The organism is Luteibacter sp. (assembly GCF_036500425.1).
Lineage (GTDB): Bacteria > Pseudomonadota > Gammaproteobacteria > Xanthomonadales > Rhodanobacteraceae > Luteibacter.
In genome coordinates this window covers 63,070-79,363 of sequence record NZ_DASYCB010000014.1, presented here as the reverse complement: position 1 = coordinate 79,363, position 16,294 = coordinate 63,070, and the positions used below count along the sequence as shown (strand labels likewise).

Below are 16,294 nucleotides of genomic sequence, written 5' to 3'. Positions count from 1 at the left end.
GCTTGCGCGCGATCGCGCGCAAGCGCGCTCCTACAGGGATGATCGGCCTTACTTTGCTGCCTTTGGCTTTCTGGGCTTCGCCGCCTTAGGCTTCTTCGTACCAATCGTCGCCGGGCGCGGCGCTTCTTTAACAGCGGGCGCGGCAGCAACCGTCAACCGCTCCATCCACGTCAGGTCGTCGACGTACGAGAGAAAGTGCTGCAGATAGCCTGGCGAGAGTTCACGCATCAGTTCCATCGCGCGGTGGACCAGCGCGGCGGAGTTGAGCGGGCCGGTGCTTTCCATCTCCGGCATGTGCAGCTCGGCCTGTTGTAGTTGGCTGCGGGTGCGCACGCTGTCCCAGAGCTTGCGCACTCGGGCGAGCTCAGTATCGAGATCGACGGTCGGGCTTTGCTGGGCGGAGAGGTGGCCCAGCAGGTCGCCTAGAGGGCTGGCGGAGTTACGGTCCATGCGCCTTTGCGTCCGTCGCGGACTGCCGGGGAATCGGCGCAATTTCAACGCGGCGGTTCTTCGCGCGGCCTGCTTCGTCGGCGTTGTCGCTCACGGGCTGCTCGGCACCGAATGCGGCCGCGAAGACCGAGGACGATGGAACACCCTCAGAGATCAGCGCACGAGTCACGGTGAGCGAGCGTTCAGCGGAAAGCTCAAGGTTGTCCGTGAATCGGCGGTTGCCTTCGTGCACAGCCTGGTCGTCGGTGAAACCGCTGACCATGAGGATCTCGTCGCGCGACTTCAGGTACGTAGTGAGCGGCCCTGCCAGCGTCTTCAGCAAATCCCGGCCTTCCGGCTGCAGCTGATCGGAGTTGAGCGCGAAAAGCACGTTGCCACTGATGCCAATGCGGCCGTTGACCAGCGTGACACGCCCCGACGCTAGCGGTGCGGCGAGCGCCTGCTCCAACGTGACGCGTCGCTGCTGCTCTTCCTGGCGCTGCTTCGTCTCCTGCTCCAGCTTGCTGGTGAGCTGGAGCTGCATGCCGATGACGCCGACCAGGATCAGGACGAACGCACCAAGCAATACCGACATCAGGTCGCCGAAGGCGGCCCAGATCGGGGCGTTCGATTCGCCTTCGATGTCGAGCTCGTCGCTCATGCCTTGGCTGCCCCGTTCTTCTTCGACGCGAGCTGCTGCATGTCTTCAAGGATCTGCTTCTGCGAGAGCACGCTGAGGTCGACTACTTCGCGCGCCTGCGCGACGTAGTACGCCAGCTGCTCATCGCTACGAACCAGCGAGCGGTCGAGCGCTTCGCCGATCTCCTGGAGGCGCGCCAGCAGCGCTTCGTTCGACTGGCCGAACACCTGCACCGCGCTGCCGAAGGTTTCACCAAGGCTGGCGACGTTCTCGGCGCTGCCGGTGATCCGTTCCGCCACGCCCTCGAGCTTGCCGGTCTCGCCTTCCACCTGCTCGATGAAGCGCGTGCCGACGCGCTCAAGAAGTTCGGCCGAAGTCGTCACGAGGCCATCGATAGCGGCGCGCTGTTCGGTCGAGGCGTGGTTCACGGCGCTGAGCAGCGTCTCGACGGTTTCGAGCAGGCGGCTGCGTTCTTCCAACGTGGCCGTGTCGCGCACCATGCTTTCGGAAAGCTTCTCGCGGAGTTCGGCGACGACGTCGGCGGCAGCCTTCGGCGCTTCCGATGCGGCATCGACGAGGCGGGAAATCTCGGCGATGGTGGCGCTGGCGTATTCCTGCGACTGTGCGGTGATATCGCTGGTGGTCTTCGCTAGCGCCTCGCGCATCGCGGCCTGCTGGGCAGCCGAGGCCTCACCAGCCTGCTGCCAGTGCGCCATGGCTTCGCCGCCTGCGCGGTTCCACTGGGCGACCGCGTCGTCACCGGCACGGTTCCACTGCGCGATGGCATCGTCGCCAGCACGGGTCCACTGCGAGGTGGCCTCTTCGCCGGCGCGCTTCCAGAGCGCGGCGGCGTCTTCACCCGTCTGTTTCCAGTCGGCGGCTAGCGCTGAGGACATGCCCTGCAGCGCGTCGATCCACGCCGTGAGGCGCTCGGTGTCGCGGGCGACCAGCGTTGCCTGCAGTTCGCCGTGTGCCTTTTGTACGGTGTCGACCAGTGCCGCCGCTTGTTCGGTGAAGGCCTTGGAAGCCGCGCCCATGGCCTCCTCGTGGCGAGCAACGAGTGCTTCGTTCGTCGTTGCCTGCTTTGCGACTAGGCCTTCGACGGCTTCGATGTGTCGAGCAAAGACTTCCGACGAGGCATCACTAGAAGCCTTCGCCGTGGCATCGAAACGCATGGCGACCGTGTCGACCATTGCGGCCGAGCGCTGCTCGAAGCCAGACGTAAATGCCTCGAGCGCGCCACGGAGATCGTTCGCCTGTGCTTCACTGGCCTGGCGCTGCGTGGCGATCGCATCGTTCCACACCGCGGTAACGCTGGTGGTCGTGTTTGCAAATCCGGAGGTGATGCCATCGAGCTGACGTTCGACCGCCTTGTTGACGCTGTCGTGCAGCGCGGCGGTCTCGCGCGCGATGCCCGCCATCGTCGTTTCGAAGATCGGCTGCAACGCCGCGCTGGCTGCACGCGCGCTATCCGCAACGCCTTCCTTCAGCGATTGCTCCACCGACGACGCGAGGCGCGCGAACGTCGCTTCGGCCTTGCTGTGGAACGCATCCTGGCTATCCGCGTGACGCTGGCCGGTGCTCGCGTTCTGCGTCTCGATGGTGGTCATCATCGCCTGCAGGCGATCGATGAGCGCAGGCATCAGCTCGGTCTGCTGCTGGAGCAGGCGGAAGGACTCCTCACGCTGGTGCGCCTGCGAGAACACGCGCAACGTGGTCGCGGCCTTGAGGTCGAGCGACTGGACAGCGGCCATGCGCTCGCGACGCGCAAGCGCGGACAGCAAGCCAAGCATGGCCGAGGTCGCGACGCCGGCGATCGAGGTGCCGAACGCAAAGCCAAGCCCCTTCACCGGCGCGGCGAGCGAGCCACGGATGGCCTGCAGGTCGGTCGCACTTTCCAGCGCGATACCGGTGCCGCGCAGCGTCGCCATCATGCCGAGCAACGTACCGAGCATGCCGAGCAGCACGAGCAGGCCGACGAGATACGGCGTCAACGCCGGTGCAGGCAGCGTGGCGCGTTCACCTTCGACGCGCAGGCGCACGCCATGGCGCAGGCTCGGGTGCAGCTTGCCCAGCCATTCGGCGAGGCTCGACGGCGTCGCGCTCAATTCCGCGGCAGCCTCGTCGAGCGATGCCGTCGCCTGGCGATAACGGAAGAGCTCGATCGCACCGGCGAGGTAACCCAGCGCGATCAGCGCCGCGACCAGCGCACCCAGCGGGTTCGAGCCAACGTAGCCGATACCGACCCAGCACACGATGACGAGGCCGGCCACGAACACGGCGAAGGGGAGGAAATTTCTGCGCATGACTTACCAGTTATGAGCCGTGAAGGGCAGCGAGCAGCCCTTCCAGCGGTTGAAAACGTACATCGAGTTCGGCGAGCAGGATGTCCTGCATCTCGCGAATGAAGAGATCGAGCCAGATACCGGTGGTACCGGCGCCCTCTTCCGCGGCCTTCCTCGCCTTTTCAAAACGTGTTTCGAGCAGCGCGGGCACGCCGCCCAACAGGCGTTGCTCGCGCGGGCTCAACGCCCCTTCCATCACCCCATCCACCTCGGCCAGCCGCGCCAGCTCGGGCGAGGCCATGGCCAGGTGGTCACGGAGCTCACCACGCAGCTTGCCCGTGGTGCCCTGAATCGAGCGTTGCATCAGCAGGTAGCGTTCGCGGAGCGCGGAGTAATCGACTTTGTAGTCGGGATCGCCCTCCACGGCGCCAGCCCGGGCGATAGAGCGGCTCCGGGCACGAGCCCAGGCCTGCTCATCGGTGATCGCCTCGACCAGCACCGTACGGGCACCGGCCAGCAGGGCGTCGTTGGGCGTCTCGCCCTGTGGAGGCTCATCGAGCGGGGCGACCTTGCCATCCAGCGCCGACGAGAGGGCGATCGACTGCGTCCAGCTGAGCCATTGGCTCAACCGGTCAGGCAGGGATCCGCCTGGCTGGCCCGCGTCGACCTCCCCCATGCGCGCCAGCAGGCGCACGAAGGTCGATCCGCGGATAGCCGCTCGTGGAGGGCTTTGCTGCATGCTAAGTCGCTAAAAAACGGACAGTTTACCCTAAGAAGGTGACCCGCTGGCCGGCGACTGGGTATCAATCCGTGCGAGATCGGTCCGCGGCTAGCGCACCAGCCTGTACAGCGATTCGGTACACTCCCCCGTCCCGCAGGGGGCCTATAGCTCAACGGTTAGAGCAGGGGACTCATAATCCCTTGGTTCCAGGTTCGAATCCTGGTGGGCCCACCAATGCGCTTTGTCGTCATAGTCGTTGTGTGCGGGAAACCATAAAGTGGCCGCTTTGGACGCTTTATGGTTGACATACAAGCATATTCTGTCCGGATTGGATAACAGGCGAAATAACTTCCAATCGGAAGATTAATCTTAGTTTTTGGTTGCGCGATCCGACATAGTTTGGCCAAAACGGACAAACTATCGCGGACGTCCGACAAAGTTTGGCCGCGTGTGGCGGCCTACCCGGCAGATCTACCCTGACCGAAGCCCAGATTGATGAAACGACTCTGTCGGGAGAACACCTGCCCGACAATTCGCGGCTCTACTCGGCAGCCATTGCCCGCTTCAGCCCTTTGAGCACCGACGACAGGGGGTGAACCATCGTTGGAAAAAGGCTCGGCCACGCAGATGACACGCTCGCCACCAAGATGCTAGACAAACTCGTGGTAGGCAGCCTCATCCGCGTTCCGGAAGTGCCCCCAATGGCTGAGGTCAAACACGAGCACTACTTCGAACCCGCAACTGCCCGCGCGCGCATCGCTCAGAGTTCCTGCAATGCGTACCGACCGTCGAGCCGCGAAGTACGTCATTGTTGTGGTCTTCCAACGAATCATGGGCGTAGACGGAATGCGCCCATCTACGCCCACATCGTCAAAATCGGAGAAGAATCTTCGAGGTTTATCAGATAAATTCGAAAGTCATCGCGTTCACGCCCCGGCTGCGACGGCTAGGACATAGGCGTCCGACTGAGCTGTGTACTGTTGTTTTTGTAGCGCCTGGTAGTTGACGCCAAGCGTCTCGCCCATCTTTTCGGCGTTCAGTACGTAGAAGGTGGAATCCTTCACCAGACTCAATATTCCGTCTGCCAGCAGCGCATCGAGCAGTGCCTGGCCTCTCGCATCCTTGACCATCCTTGAGTGTTCCATCTTGTCCGCAAATCGCTGCATGCTGCCTTTGCTATGCGACCGGAACGCCGTGAGAATACTTCGTAACCGTCTCCTCATGAAGGCGAGTTCTTCATTGTCAGTGTACTGAATGATGGTGTCGTACTTGGTCCACGGGAACTGATTTCCCTGGGGCCAACTGATGGACAAATCGGCATCAGCCCTTATCCGACGGTGCCGAATACACCGGCAGATTTCCAAAAGGAAACGCCTCATAATCCGACCTCGACCCTTCGTCGATGGGTCACACGGAGTAAGACATGGAACGACTGTGGATGGTGCGGGGTGAGGGCGGCGCGCTGTATGAACTGTTCCGCGATCGTGGTGTGGCCGCCATCGGTTGGAGTGACCTAGCGCAGCATGCGAAGCCTGGCGTGACGCGCAAGGAGCTTGCCGAGATCTACCGCACAGCACGGCCGGACGCCAAGGCGGGCACAGTAATCTCCAGCGCCTCCCAGGTGTGGCGGTTCGCCAACGAGGTTCGTATTGGTGACGGGGTGATTACGTATTCGCCGTCGAACCGGACCTACCTGATCGGCAAGGTCACCGGTGACGTCCAGTTTCATCCGGAGTGGATCTCGGACGGCATGGGCATCGCTAGAACTGTGGAATGGGCTGCCCAGGAAGTGGAGCGAGACCAGCTGTCGCTTCCTACTAAGAACACGCTCGGCTCGACCCTGACGGTCTTTTTGTTGCCGCCACATGCCCAAGCCGAGATCGAAAGCCGAGCCTCCGGGGCGGCCGTAGCTCAGGTGTCAACGCTCGAAGAGCTCCCAGGAGATCTTCCTGACGAGGAGATTGCCGATCCGTTCGCGGACATCCAGTCGGCTGCCATCGAGCGAATCAAAGATTTGGTTAGCGCGATTGGTCCCAGGGACATGGAGCAGTTGGTCGCCGGTATCCTCCGTGCCATGGGATACAAGACCCAGGTTTCGCCCGTGGGGGCGGACCGTGGTAAGGACATCATTGCTTCGCCGGATGGCTTCGGCTTTGAGAATCCTCGCATCGTGGTTGAGGTAAAACACCGCAACGGCCAGATGGGCAGCCAGCAGATCCGGAGCTTCCTGGGCGGCCGCCACAAAGACGACCGCGGCCTGTATGTCAGCACAGGTGGGTTCACTAAAGACGCACTGTATGAGGCAGAACGGGCAGCGGTGCCGCTGACACTGTGGAATCTGGACACCCTCGTCCGCACTCTGGTCGAGCACTACGAGGCGACCGACAGCGAAACTAAGAGGCTGGTGCCGCTCAAACGGATGTATTGGCCAGCCTAAGTCGGATGCTACGAGCGTGCTTATTTATCTGAGCACTTTAAGAACAACTTCGACATATACCACTTGCTCCCCGATCCAAAGTCAGAGGTTGCCCAGGATCTCATCCTGGGGGAAGGCACGACGACATATGCACGGTGCCAACCGAGGAATGTTCGTCAGGCTTTCCGAGTCCGATAGTCCGGGGGCAACTAAGGCAACTCAAGGGTTCTACGGGTGGCTAGGCACGGATGACGTTTGCGGAGCGTGTACTCATGGAACGGAATTTAACGACTGAGGTTGGTGGCATCGCCAAGGGCGCGGCCATCCGGGACCTGCGTCTACGCTGGATGAGTAAAGAAAGAGCGTCGCGCCGACGGAAGCGTCTCGGCTACACGGTTACGATCTACAACCCACGGGGTCTGTATCCTCGAGGAACGGTCATGGTCCCTGGTGGAGTGTTTTCGGCAGACGAGAAGGTCGTCTTCTCGGTGGTGTGGGGCGGTACATGGGAGCGCCTCGACCCCGATCTTCCCTACAGCGAACTTCAAGGTCTCAGCCCGGACTGTCTTCGCCTGGTGGCATCGATAATGCTTTGTGAACGCCGCGATGGAGCACGATGCAGGTTTTATCCCGAGGCCCAATCGACGCCAAAGATTGACAAGAAACGACTCAGGCTCGACCGAGAGGACGTCATCAGAGAAATCCGCATCTTTCTCATCGATCAATTGCAACTCTGCACAGGCGGTTCCTGCGCTCGCTTTCAAATATGGCACTAGAGAGGAAGTCGGATTCGATGGCGTCCGAATTTAATGACACGTTGATGACACCTGGTACGCCCGAAGCCACTGCGGATAGCATGCCGCGCCTATCCAGAGAAATAAGCAGCTTATAGATCTCTCTTTTTAGAAGCTCCGCATTTGAGAATGCGGCGAATAGAAGCTCTCTATCGACGGGGTTGTCCACGCGGCTTCCCTGGTGTCGGTCGAGAATGCTGAGGAGGCGTGAGTCACTGACAAACTGTAAAGCGTGGGCCAGCTTTCGATTGTCGCGGAAGACGCCGCCTCGTGGCGAAGCGACATGCAGTGTCAAAAGTATGCTGTAAGTGAGGAAGTAGAAGTCTTCCCCAACTAAGTGATTCAACCTACGAAGATCGCTTATGTCGTGGCTAGGCATGATCGAATGCCAAGTAGCAGTCATTGAATAGCGATAGGACGGCACCGCGAATCGCTTCTTCGTCCTTGACCCGGTAGGTCCATGTGGACGACAACGCGTTCATGCGCGCTGTTGAAGCTTTCACTAGCGCATCAATGCATGCGTCAATCTGGCCCTCAGACATGTTGGGTAGCTTGTATCCAGGACGATCAAGCTCTTCTTGACATGCATTGAGCACACGAAGAAGCAGTGATACGTACTCGCGACCGAAAGCATTTCCTTCGTGCCGGGCTAGGGCAATTCGCCGAGCAAGCCGAGCCAACCGTTTGCTGGAATAGTCGGGGGAGACGGCCAGTACTTTTTCGGAAAGGTTGCGCCTGTCGTCGACATGTTCGTTCTCCCACTCTTCGTGGGCAGGGTCGAGCCTTTCGCCGCGACGGAGTGCAAGAATCTCTGAAAAGAGACCCTTGATATCCGACGTCCCCACGATACGGTCAATATGCCCTTTTGCATGCGATCGCTTCTCGAGCAAGTCCGTAATAGCGCTGAGCAAAAAGCCTTCTAGGCCTTCATGTCTGTAGTCGAAGAAAGGACACTTTCGGACGAGCTCAAGAGCTTCTTTCTCGATATCGTCATTATCCTGAAGCGTGAACGTCCAGTCGATCTTCTCTAAGAATGACCGAAATTCCTTGGCCGTCCATGTCGCAACAGGGGGTGTGCGAGGTGCCATTCCGTCGCGAGCTGGATACTGAGAGCGGTATTCGACTTCTATCAGATCCTTCGCGATGCTGGCTTCTTCGTCAGAAAGTGCTACACCGGATGCGAGATTCCGGAGAAGTTGATATGACCTCGTCGACCGACCGGATGCGTCGTTCCTATCAGGTGCTAATGGTAGGCGTTCATCGGCAATAGTCGCCGAGGCATAGAAGCCAAAGCGAAGCCCTTGGCTGTAACCAAAGGTGGCATCGGCATCCAGAAAAGCGACTATGCTGTTCTTTACCGTGTCGGAATTGAAGCTCAGTCCTGCGGAATACTGCTTATTCTCTTCGACGGCCACTGGGTCCCTACCCGAAAATATCGCGCTGTCCTCTACGAACTCCATGGCGCAGTAGCATTGTGAGTGAGGACTGATGCCGATCCGCTGGAGCAACCTGACGGCTGCACGCAACTTCTGAAATCGAAATCCCTTTGTTTTATCCCCTGCTTCTCGAGAGATTGGGGGCGGTAGGGCGGCACTCATTGACGCCTCGCAACGAAATGATTGAACCGATTTTGAACAGAAGAGTACGCTGCCGATCAAGAAAGCCTTCCGGTGAAACCGTCGCTGCACGCCTGGCTGCGACGTCGACACTTACCCACGCTTCCATTTTATCACTGTGCAAAGAATAGACCATCCACCCCCTCAGTGAGCGCTGGGCGGGTTGAATTGGATAGGTGTTCAAGGTTCTTGCCGAAAATCCCTGCGATGACGCGGCAGCCGGGGGGCGACAATCAGAAGCGGATCGGAACTGGCCTAAGTGCGCCATTCAAGGTTGGCATTTCATGCGGGACATGATGTCAATCGGCCTGGATGGCCCGTTTTGCTCACCGTACGCTCCCCGGTGCGCTGGCAGCAAGGTGCCCTTCCTGGTCGCCGTCGATATGCTCCCGCCATGGATTCCCGTGAGAGCCATATCCTTGATGTTGCCGTCCTCGTTCGAGAAGCGGCAGATATGAACGATGCTGCGTTGGCTCTTGATCTCGACGAGGCAAGGTTTCGGGCGCAGCTGATTGCAGCCAAGGCCGATGACCTCGGATATGTCGACCTAGCGCTCGCCGCAGCTCACCTCGTTGTTATCCTTGGCCCAGTGGCGACGATGCCGCTACCGGGCTACGGAGCAGGCATGCTCAGGGTTGCGGATGAGCTCGATGCTCTTGGATTCGATCCGCTGTAGCAGATGACACCTGGCCAAAGCCTGGGCGTCGCCTTCTAAGTCGACCCGCCGATCTTGGGCATTAGGTCGGCGCCCTGCGGTGCGGACCGGCGCTGGCATGGGAGCTGCCCAGTTGCCCTCAGTTTCCGCCTGCACGGCACCGCTGCACTCCAGTCATTCGAACCTTCGGAGTTCGCTCACTAGCGGGGTTCGTCAGAATGGTCGATGTTGGCCCAATGGCGCATTCGGCGCACGCCGAGATCTGAGCCTGTCAGCGCGAGAACAGTGCGCGCAAGTGAATTCGCTAGAGATCGCGCAATCTGTGGATGAATTCGTGCCGCCGTACATAACCTGTCTTTGGCGTTCCAAGTACGCCCAAGGATCCGTCCAGTTCGAGCTCCACCTGTATCGCGCTATAACCTCGGTTGAGTAGCCTCTCTCGGACTGACTTCACCTCCGCGAGATCCTGTGCGACGACTTGGCGATTGTACTTCTCGTCCGAGAAAAGTGCTTTATCAGGGCAGCCTCGGTGATCAATGCGGCAGAATCACGATCAATATCCTCGTCGCGCGTACTGCTAAGAAAAGTCACCGGGCCCACCGACGTTCGTGAGAAGAGCGACTCCTCAATCTCCATAAAATAGACGATTGCGACTTCGTCAGTACCGAGATCTGTCGTTATCTCGCCCCACTTGTTATGGTTTTGCAGGCGCTTCAGCGTGTTGTCGGTAGATTTGCCTACGTACAATACCTCCACGTGGTCGCGAAGATGCCTGACACGGTGGAAACGGTGATTCGCGTAGGTCGGTGGGCCGAAGGGACGCCGTTAGTCCAACTCAACCCACGGCGGAGGGAAAGCCTCCCCGAATAGTCTCGAAGCAATCAGTCATCGGTCGGCGCCGCCTTTTGGCGTGAAATATGCGCATGCCACGGACGCGGATTTGCGACGTGTGTCGCAGTTTCGCTTGGGTTCCAGCGTAGCTTGAGCGCCTCAAGTCGCATCTCCCCCACCAGTCGAGTTGCCCATGGCACCGGCGTCAGACACTGCCTCCTCCCCTCTGCCGCCCGTGGTGCGCGCGGCGGAGTATGTCCGCATGTCGACAGATCATCAAAAGTATTCGACAGCGAACCAGGCGATGGCGATTCGTGAGTACGCGACAACCCATGGCATGGCGATTGTTCGGACCTATGAGGACGAAGGGAAGAGCGGCCTAGAGATTGGACGGCGCCTGGGCTTGCGGTCGCTACTTGATGATGTACAGATGGGACACGTTGACTTCGAGGTAATCTTGGTCTTCGACGTCAGCCGCTGGGGACGCTTCCAGAACTCAGACGAAGCGGCGCACTACGAGTATCTTTGCACCAAGGCCGGGGTGCGAGTCGTGTACTGCGCCGAGCCTTTCGACAACGATGGCTCTCCCCTCGCGACGATCGTAAAGGGGGTGAAGCGATCAATGGCCGCGGAATACAGCCGTGAGCTATCTGGAAAAGTCTTCGCCGGCCAGTGTCGCCTCGTACAAATGGGCTTCCACCAAGGCGGAAGTGCGGGGCTCGGCCTTCGTAGGGCACTGGTGGACGAGCGCCGAGGATTCAAAGACCTGTTGGAGCGTGGCCAGCAAAAAAGTATTCAGACGGACCGCGTGGTCCTCGTGGAGGGACCACCAGACGAGGTCGCCACTGTACTCCGCATCTATGAGGCGTTTCTCAGCGGAGGTAAGACCGAGCGGACGATTGCCGACGAATTGAACCAAGAGGGCATCGTCACCGATTGGGACAGACCGTGGACTCGGGGCACCGTCCATCAGGTCCTAACCAATGAGAAATACATCGGCAACAACGTCTACAACCGAACCTCCGGAAAGTTGAAAAAGCCGTCGTCGCCCAATCCGCCCGAACGGTGGGTGCGCTGCGATGGGGCTTTTGACGGCATCGTGTCGCCTTCCGCATTCCTTCGTGTTCGGGAAATCATTGCTGCGCGGTCGGTGCGGCTCGAGGACAGTCAGATGCTTGATCTTCTCCGGCGCCTCCTTGATCGCGTCCCTGAGCGGGATGAAGCCATCGAGACTCGGTCCTGTTGCGCGATGCGGCGAAGGAACGTCGGGAAAGACACTGGCCTGCTTTCAACTAGTGCGCCAGGGCATTTGCTAGACGCAGCGTTCTTATGTGCGGCTAGATATCTAGCGTAAGCAAAAGTGGCATTCGCAGCAATCGGAGTCTTGAGAGTCTCGCAGATGACCGCTTTTATCAGTCGCTCGTGATCCTCGGGAATTCTCGGCGTACGATTCCCTCTTCGGTGGACGACTGGGACCAGGGACAGAATGTCTCTATCACTGCCCTCATAGAGCACACGCCACCGTCGAATCGAACGCTTTGAGACGTCAGAGTCATGCAATTCACCGCGCAGGATCTGAAGGCGACGATATGCCTCCCGCATCCCGCTATCCCTGGGAGCATCATGAAGCGCCACGACAGGCACCTCGCGTCCGGCTTGACCCACGCTAAGGGTGTGGCACCGCGAACCCACGCGAAATTCTTCCGGGATGACTAACCTTTGTCCCTTCAGGTCCGCACTAATATGGCCTGCGTCGATCCAGCGCAGTATGGGCTCGACAGTCGTCAGGGATAGCCTGCTACGCAGGGACGAGATAGTGCTCTCCCCGACGTCGCGCAGTATGTCGAGACAAGCGCTAAGTTTTCTGTCCCCGCTGAAGTCAAGCGAATCGCGACTGCTAAGCAGGCATTCCAGGTTCTCCGCCAGAATCGCCGGCAGGTCAATGTCTGTAACCACGATATGCGACGCGCCCATAGCCTTAGCAGCGCGCTCGGCGGGCTCGAAGTGATAGAGGCTGCCATCGTGAGTCCAGTCATTGGATCGATCCCGGCATAGAGCATCACAGTCCTTTACGTACTTCGCCTCATACAAGATGCAACAATCCCCTCTCAACACGAGAGCGTCAGCTGTATAGCGGCTGGGGGTAAGGCGGCCGTCTTTTCGGGTGATCTGTACCGATACGGGCTCTGGCTGATCGTAGTACTCGATCACGCCACGGTCGTACTCGAGTAGCAGAAGGAGGCGATATTCGAGCGTGCTTTCGCCCATCAGCACGCAGCCCATCTTCTGGCTTGCGTATCGATAGCAACAGTTGCCCATGCCCGTTGATGCGGGGCGCCTGCTTGGGTTCAGTCGCACTCGATCAACATACTGTCTCGCCAGTTGCGAGATTGTGGCGGATGGCCGTACGACGGCTTTGATCGCATTTGTAGGCATATTGTCCTCCGAGCAAGGCGCACGATGCCGGCCCCGACTTCACCTGGGGCTTGACTATCGATCGGGGTCGCGCGGAGAATCGGGGTGTCGGGGAGCTATAATCCGACCCATCTAAACGGCTTCGTGTTCTAGCACGAGGCCGTTTTTTCTTCGCGCCCTGGTAATCCGGCTACATCTCAGTCCTCCTCGCGTGGCGGCGTGAATTGATAGGGTGTAGTCGAGAACTTCGCCCATGCGATCAAAGCTTGCGTCGCGGCGAACCAGCCCCTTCGGCCAGGCAGCTGAAACATCGCCACCGGGAGGTCGCCCCTCTTCCGTGCACGCATAAGCGACGTTACGGAGGGGTACCCGAGCCACCGACTCGTTTGCTCAGACGTCATGACAGGCGGTATCGAGCGGCCGGCCATAAGCTCGATGCTAAGATCGCTTTCGTCGGCTCGATGCGCCACGTTTGCCTCCCAGTGTCCCAAGGCGAACGGAAGTCCGCGCACGGCAGTGGATGACTGTGATAGTCAACATTTCACAGCATATGCGTTAAAGCAAGCGGGTTTTTTCGTAGCTGTGCGAAGCCATATTCTTCGCGCGAGTGCTTGCCAAACTTTGCGCGTTCAAATTCGTCACATTGCACCAAAGCGTGAGCTCCTCACGGCGAACCGACGTCGCTCTCGATGATGGAACGCGAGGATCGTGGTCTTCAACGTGATCCGAAGGCCCCAATGACTGGCTTTCTATTCAGCAACGTTCACGGAGGCGAAGCGACCGCGTTGTTCAGGAATGTCGGTAGATGCACGTTCATGCATATTCGCTGATCATCCAAGCCGGATCGGTGTATGTTGAATCACTGAATGCTGAACGCAGAAGCGAGGCAATGCATGCGCGCTGTTGTTAAACGAGTCAATGGGCAATCGTTCGCGCTGATCCAGCTTTCGGGCAATCTTGATCTGCGCGTCGGCGATTCAATACACATCTTCACTGAGGAGATGTTTAACGACTCCACCTTGGTCGACGAGGCCCAGCTCGATGACGTTATTCGAGAGGCATCCATTGCCGTTTCGAGCGCGCACGCTGCCGTACTGCAAAGCATTGGACCGCCATCCAATCAAGCGGGTGATGATGTACCGATGGCGTCATGATCCCTGTTCAGTGAGGGCGTTTTTTGTCGGGAGCGACCCAATGGCTACATGGAATATCGCCAGCTCTCTCGGATAGTGCCGCGAGAGCCACAGAACCAGTTCGACATCCGTCAGGAGAATGCGGATGACGCCCGATAGGACGACGCCTTCCAAGATGGCCAGCCCTTCGGCCCGGCCATTTGCCGCGATTCGTCCAGATCGTCCCCTAGGGACTCTATGTAAGTTGTGTGACTCCAGCAGGCTTGCGCCAACTGGGTCGGCGCCGATGACGGTCAGGGCGGTCATTACCGCAGCGAATCGCGCCTCGGCTTTACGAGCTGCGTCTCGCAGTACCTGGTCCTCTTCTTTTCTCCGCCACTCGCGCTCACTTCGGGTCACCCACATAGCTGCGTCTCCTTTCGCGACTGACGCGCCAGGTCTTCGAGTACTGCGAGAGACGAGTACCGAAACGATTCTATGAGGGGGCCGTTGCGCTCATAGAAGCCACTGGGCCATGCGGGAAAGAGAGCGGCCGGTAGGATGAAGTAGTCCCGGGGACCTGGCTCGCCAAAGACGGCTCTCGCATACACGACAATATCGGTTGCAGGCGGGCGGCGATGGTTGTACCAGGCTTGCATGTGTCCTGGCGGTCGGGCCGCGTGGACGATGAGCAGTGACAACGTCCAGCACCTGTCCACTGTAAGAATCCACCCGTCCCGCTCCACTATCGAGCCTCCCTCGCTCATAACCTCCGATGCAAAGGCCGTCATGCTCCTCCGCCACGCAGAAACCCACGCCCGAACCAGGCCATAACGACGGTGATTGGGAGGCGCATAGCCCACATGCTTGTAAAGATTGTTCAGGCCACCGAACCTAGCAGCCAGGCCATGGCTGCTCAGGAGTCGAGGTTCGGTATCAAGAATGTTGCCAGTCAGCCGCCCATGCTTTTCGTAGACCTTTCTGACACTGTCGAGCAACGCCTCGTCGTTGTGGCGGACCTTCGCCTGCTCCCTGCGAGCTCTGACGGCCAGGGATAGTTTCAGCGGGACCACGGCCTCGTAGGCGCCATCGCAACGGACCCAGTCGGACTGCGGGTTTCTGATCAGTGGTCCGGCTAGTTTCTTGCTGGATCTACAATAGACCGCGTGTCCCGCGTACTTCTCCCCGTCCAGAATGGTCTTAACGGTTCCGTAAACCCAAGGCTTCCCGCGATGGGTCACGATACCCCGCTCATTGAGCATCCGGGCAATTGCCGTGCAATCATTCCCAGCGACATACTGCTCGTAGATCCAACGAACGGTCCGCACCTCATCGGGCGGCCCTGGAATAAGGATTACTCTGTCAGTTGATAGGCTTTTCCGGTCCCCTTCTCGCAGTTCCATTTTCGGCTCCCCGTTTGCACTAACCAGCAAACGGCGGAGGCCGTATCCGGGGATGGCGCCCTGGCGGTAGCCGAACCCAGCTAAGTGTCGCTGGCCGGCCGTGGTTTTCGCCGACAGCTCCCTCGAATACTCCGCTGCCATTACTCTTTTCAGCCCCTTGAACACCATCGAGAACGGGCTTTGGTCGTTGTCGAATAGCTCAGCAACGTAAAGCACCCGCACCCCGCTCTTCCAACACAGGAATTCGTAGAATGCGGCCTCGTCCGTATTTTGGAATCGCCCCCAGCGACTCACGTCCAAGACGAGTACGGCGTCAAAAACTGTGTGGCCCTCGTTTATATCGCGGAGGAGGCGACTCAACCCGGGGCGGCGCTCCATGGTTAGACCGCTTTTGCCGGCGTCTTCGTAAACGCGGACGATGTTCATACCGTGGCTGTCGGCGTAAGAATTGATGGCCCGCGCCTGATTCTCCAGGGAGTAACGCTGCATGTCTGTAGACATGCGCATATACGCTGCGACGAAGACCGGATATTCACGTGATCGGCAAGCGTCCATGGACCGTCCACCATGGCTTGGCACCTATCGTGTCAGCCTTAGATTAAGCCGATGGGGTGCCAGATGGAACTTTCGAATCTATGATCCGCTTCTGATTAAAATCGTGATTAAAATGCGTCCAGCGGAGTATCAGGAATGCCAGACCATGACACTCACTCAAGCCTCGCCACCCTGCTTGAAGAAGGCCAAGCGCTTCGTGACGCGTTGCTTGTCGGAGACCTGACAGAGGTGCGATTCAGAGCATTGATTCTGGCGGCTCATGCGATATTACTCGACCTTCCGACCGTCAACGAGGCGTCCGGCGCCCTCGTCAGGACCCTTGGAGTGGAAGGCGTGACCCCAGAGCCGGGCTATGCCGAAGCCGTATTCGCGCTCTCCGACGCAATTGACGAGGAATGCCGTCGGCAAGGCAACTCGTAAAC

General features: G+C 59.3%; 13 protein-coding genes and 1 tRNA gene. 7 read left to right on the top strand and 7 right to left on the bottom strand.

Going from position 1 to position 16,294, the window contains the following annotated elements:
• Positions 1-48: 48 nt before the first annotated feature.
• From VGN46_RS02860 to VGN46_RS02845, 4 genes are read right to left on the bottom strand one after another with little or no spacing between them, the layout of a single operon-like run.
• Positions 49-450 (bottom strand): DUF2894 domain-containing protein, encoded by a 402-nt coding sequence (locus VGN46_RS02860; protein WP_331640403.1) that lies wholly within the window; start codon positions 448-450, stop codon positions 49-51.
• Positions 440-1,090, bottom strand: a complete 651-nt coding sequence (locus VGN46_RS02855; protein ID WP_331640402.1) for an OmpA family protein — start codon at positions 1,088-1,090, stop codon at positions 440-442. Before VGN46_RS02855 ends, VGN46_RS02860 begins: the two co-directional genes overlap by 11 nt.
• Entirely contained in the window at positions 1,087-3,375 is a 2,289-nt protein-coding gene (locus VGN46_RS02850; RefSeq protein ID WP_331640400.1) for a DUF802 domain-containing protein, read from the bottom strand. The genes VGN46_RS02855 and VGN46_RS02850 overlap by 4 nt, the downstream gene beginning before the upstream one ends.
• A 10-nt stretch (positions 3,376-3,385) precedes the next feature.
• The gene (locus VGN46_RS02845; RefSeq protein ID WP_331640398.1) at positions 3,386-4,093 is read right to left on the bottom strand and encodes a DUF3348 domain-containing protein; all 708 of its coding nucleotides are present in this window, start codon (positions 4,091-4,093) and stop codon (positions 3,386-3,388) included.
• Positions 4,094-4,233: 140 nt separating this feature from the next.
• Between VGN46_RS02845 and VGN46_RS02840 the strand changes: the two genes are divergently transcribed.
• Positions 4,234-4,309 (top strand) — tRNA-Ile (locus VGN46_RS02840).
• 692 nt (positions 4,310-5,001) lie between these two features.
• Here the strand turns inward: VGN46_RS02840 and VGN46_RS02835 are convergent.
• The gene (locus VGN46_RS02835) at positions 5,002-5,454 is read right to left on the bottom strand and encodes a hypothetical protein (RefSeq protein ID WP_331640396.1); all 453 of its coding nucleotides are present in this window, start codon (positions 5,452-5,454) and stop codon (positions 5,002-5,004) included.
• A 44-nt stretch (positions 5,455-5,498) separates the two neighbouring features.
• On the opposite strand from VGN46_RS02835, the gene VGN46_RS02830 reads away from it, so the two are divergent.
• The gene (locus VGN46_RS02830) at positions 5,499-6,512 is read left to right on the top strand and encodes a restriction endonuclease (protein ID WP_331640394.1); all 1,014 of its coding nucleotides are present in this window, start codon (positions 5,499-5,501) and stop codon (positions 6,510-6,512) included.
• 251 nt (positions 6,513-6,763) lie between these two features.
• Positions 6,764-7,267: a hypothetical protein gene (locus VGN46_RS02825; RefSeq protein ID WP_331640392.1), complete on the top strand. Its 504-nt coding sequence runs from the start codon at positions 6,764-6,766 to the stop codon at positions 7,265-7,267.
• Between the two features lie 389 nt (positions 7,268-7,656).
• On the opposite strand, the gene VGN46_RS02820 is transcribed toward VGN46_RS02825, so the two are convergent.
• Positions 7,657-8,700, bottom strand: coding sequence for a hypothetical protein (locus VGN46_RS02820; RefSeq protein WP_331640390.1), 1,044 nt, complete (start codon positions 8,698-8,700; stop codon positions 7,657-7,659).
• 595 nt (positions 8,701-9,295) lie between these two features.
• Here VGN46_RS02820 and VGN46_RS02815 point away from each other — a divergent pair.
• From VGN46_RS02815 to VGN46_RS02805, 3 genes are all read left to right on the top strand, one after another.
• Positions 9,296-9,577 carry a hypothetical protein gene (locus VGN46_RS02815; RefSeq protein ID WP_331640388.1) on the top strand — a complete coding sequence of 94 codons (282 nt, stop codon included), beginning with the start codon at positions 9,296-9,298 and terminating at the stop codon, positions 9,575-9,577.
• Positions 9,578-10,580: 1,003 nt separating this feature from the next.
• A complete protein-coding gene (locus VGN46_RS02810) occupies positions 10,581-11,741 on the top strand; it encodes a recombinase family protein (RefSeq protein ID WP_331640386.1) in 1,161 nt (386 codons plus the stop codon).
• 1,954 nt (positions 11,742-13,695) lie between these two features.
• Positions 13,696-13,956, top strand: coding sequence for a hypothetical protein (locus VGN46_RS02805; RefSeq protein WP_331640384.1), 261 nt, complete (start codon positions 13,696-13,698; stop codon positions 13,954-13,956).
• A 374-nt stretch (positions 13,957-14,330) separates the two neighbouring features.
• On the opposite strand, the gene VGN46_RS02800 is transcribed toward VGN46_RS02805, so the two are convergent.
• A complete protein-coding gene (locus VGN46_RS02800) occupies positions 14,331-15,824 on the bottom strand; it encodes a recombinase family protein (RefSeq protein WP_331640413.1) in 1,494 nt (497 codons plus the stop codon).
• A gap of 183 nt (positions 15,825-16,007) precedes the next feature.
• Here VGN46_RS02800 and VGN46_RS02795 point away from each other — a divergent pair, with 183 nt between their 5' ends.
• Positions 16,008-16,292, top strand: coding sequence for a hypothetical protein (locus tag VGN46_RS02795; RefSeq protein WP_331640382.1), 285 nt, complete (start codon positions 16,008-16,010; stop codon positions 16,290-16,292).
• The last annotated feature ends 2 nt before the right edge of the window (positions 16,293-16,294 follow it).

Coding starts and splice junctions, on each gene's coding strand:
- VGN46_RS02845 (WP_331640398.1), bottom strand. CDS start 4,093: ATGCAGCAAAGCCCTCCACGAGCGGCTATCCGCGGATCGACCTTCGTG.
- VGN46_RS02795 (WP_331640382.1), top strand. CDS start 16,008: ATGCCAGACCATGACACTCACTCAAGCCTCGCCACCCTGCTTGAAGAA.
- VGN46_RS02825 (WP_331640392.1), top strand. CDS start 6,764: ATGGAACGGAATTTAACGACTGAGGTTGGTGGCATCGCCAAGGGCGCG.
- VGN46_RS02815 (WP_331640388.1), top strand. CDS start 9,296: ATGGATTCCCGTGAGAGCCATATCCTTGATGTTGCCGTCCTCGTTCGA.
- VGN46_RS02800 (WP_331640413.1), bottom strand. CDS start 15,824: ATGCGCATGTCTACAGACATGCAGCGTTACTCCCTGGAGAATCAGGCG.
- VGN46_RS02860 (WP_331640403.1), bottom strand. CDS start 450: ATGGACCGTAACTCCGCCAGCCCTCTAGGCGACCTGCTGGGCCACCTC.
- VGN46_RS02810 (WP_331640386.1), top strand. CDS start 10,581: ATGGCACCGGCGTCAGACACTGCCTCCTCCCCTCTGCCGCCCGTGGTG.
- VGN46_RS02850 (WP_331640400.1), bottom strand. CDS start 3,375: ATGCGCAGAAATTTCCTCCCCTTCGCCGTGTTCGTGGCCGGCCTCGTC.
- VGN46_RS02805 (WP_331640384.1), top strand. CDS start 13,696: ATGCGCGCTGTTGTTAAACGAGTCAATGGGCAATCGTTCGCGCTGATC.
- VGN46_RS02855 (WP_331640402.1), bottom strand. CDS start 1,090: ATGAGCGACGAGCTCGACATCGAAGGCGAATCGAACGCCCCGATCTGG.
- VGN46_RS02830 (WP_331640394.1), top strand. CDS start 5,499: ATGGAACGACTGTGGATGGTGCGGGGTGAGGGCGGCGCGCTGTATGAA.
- VGN46_RS02835 (WP_331640396.1), bottom strand. CDS start 5,454: ATGAGGCGTTTCCTTTTGGAAATCTGCCGGTGTATTCGGCACCGTCGG.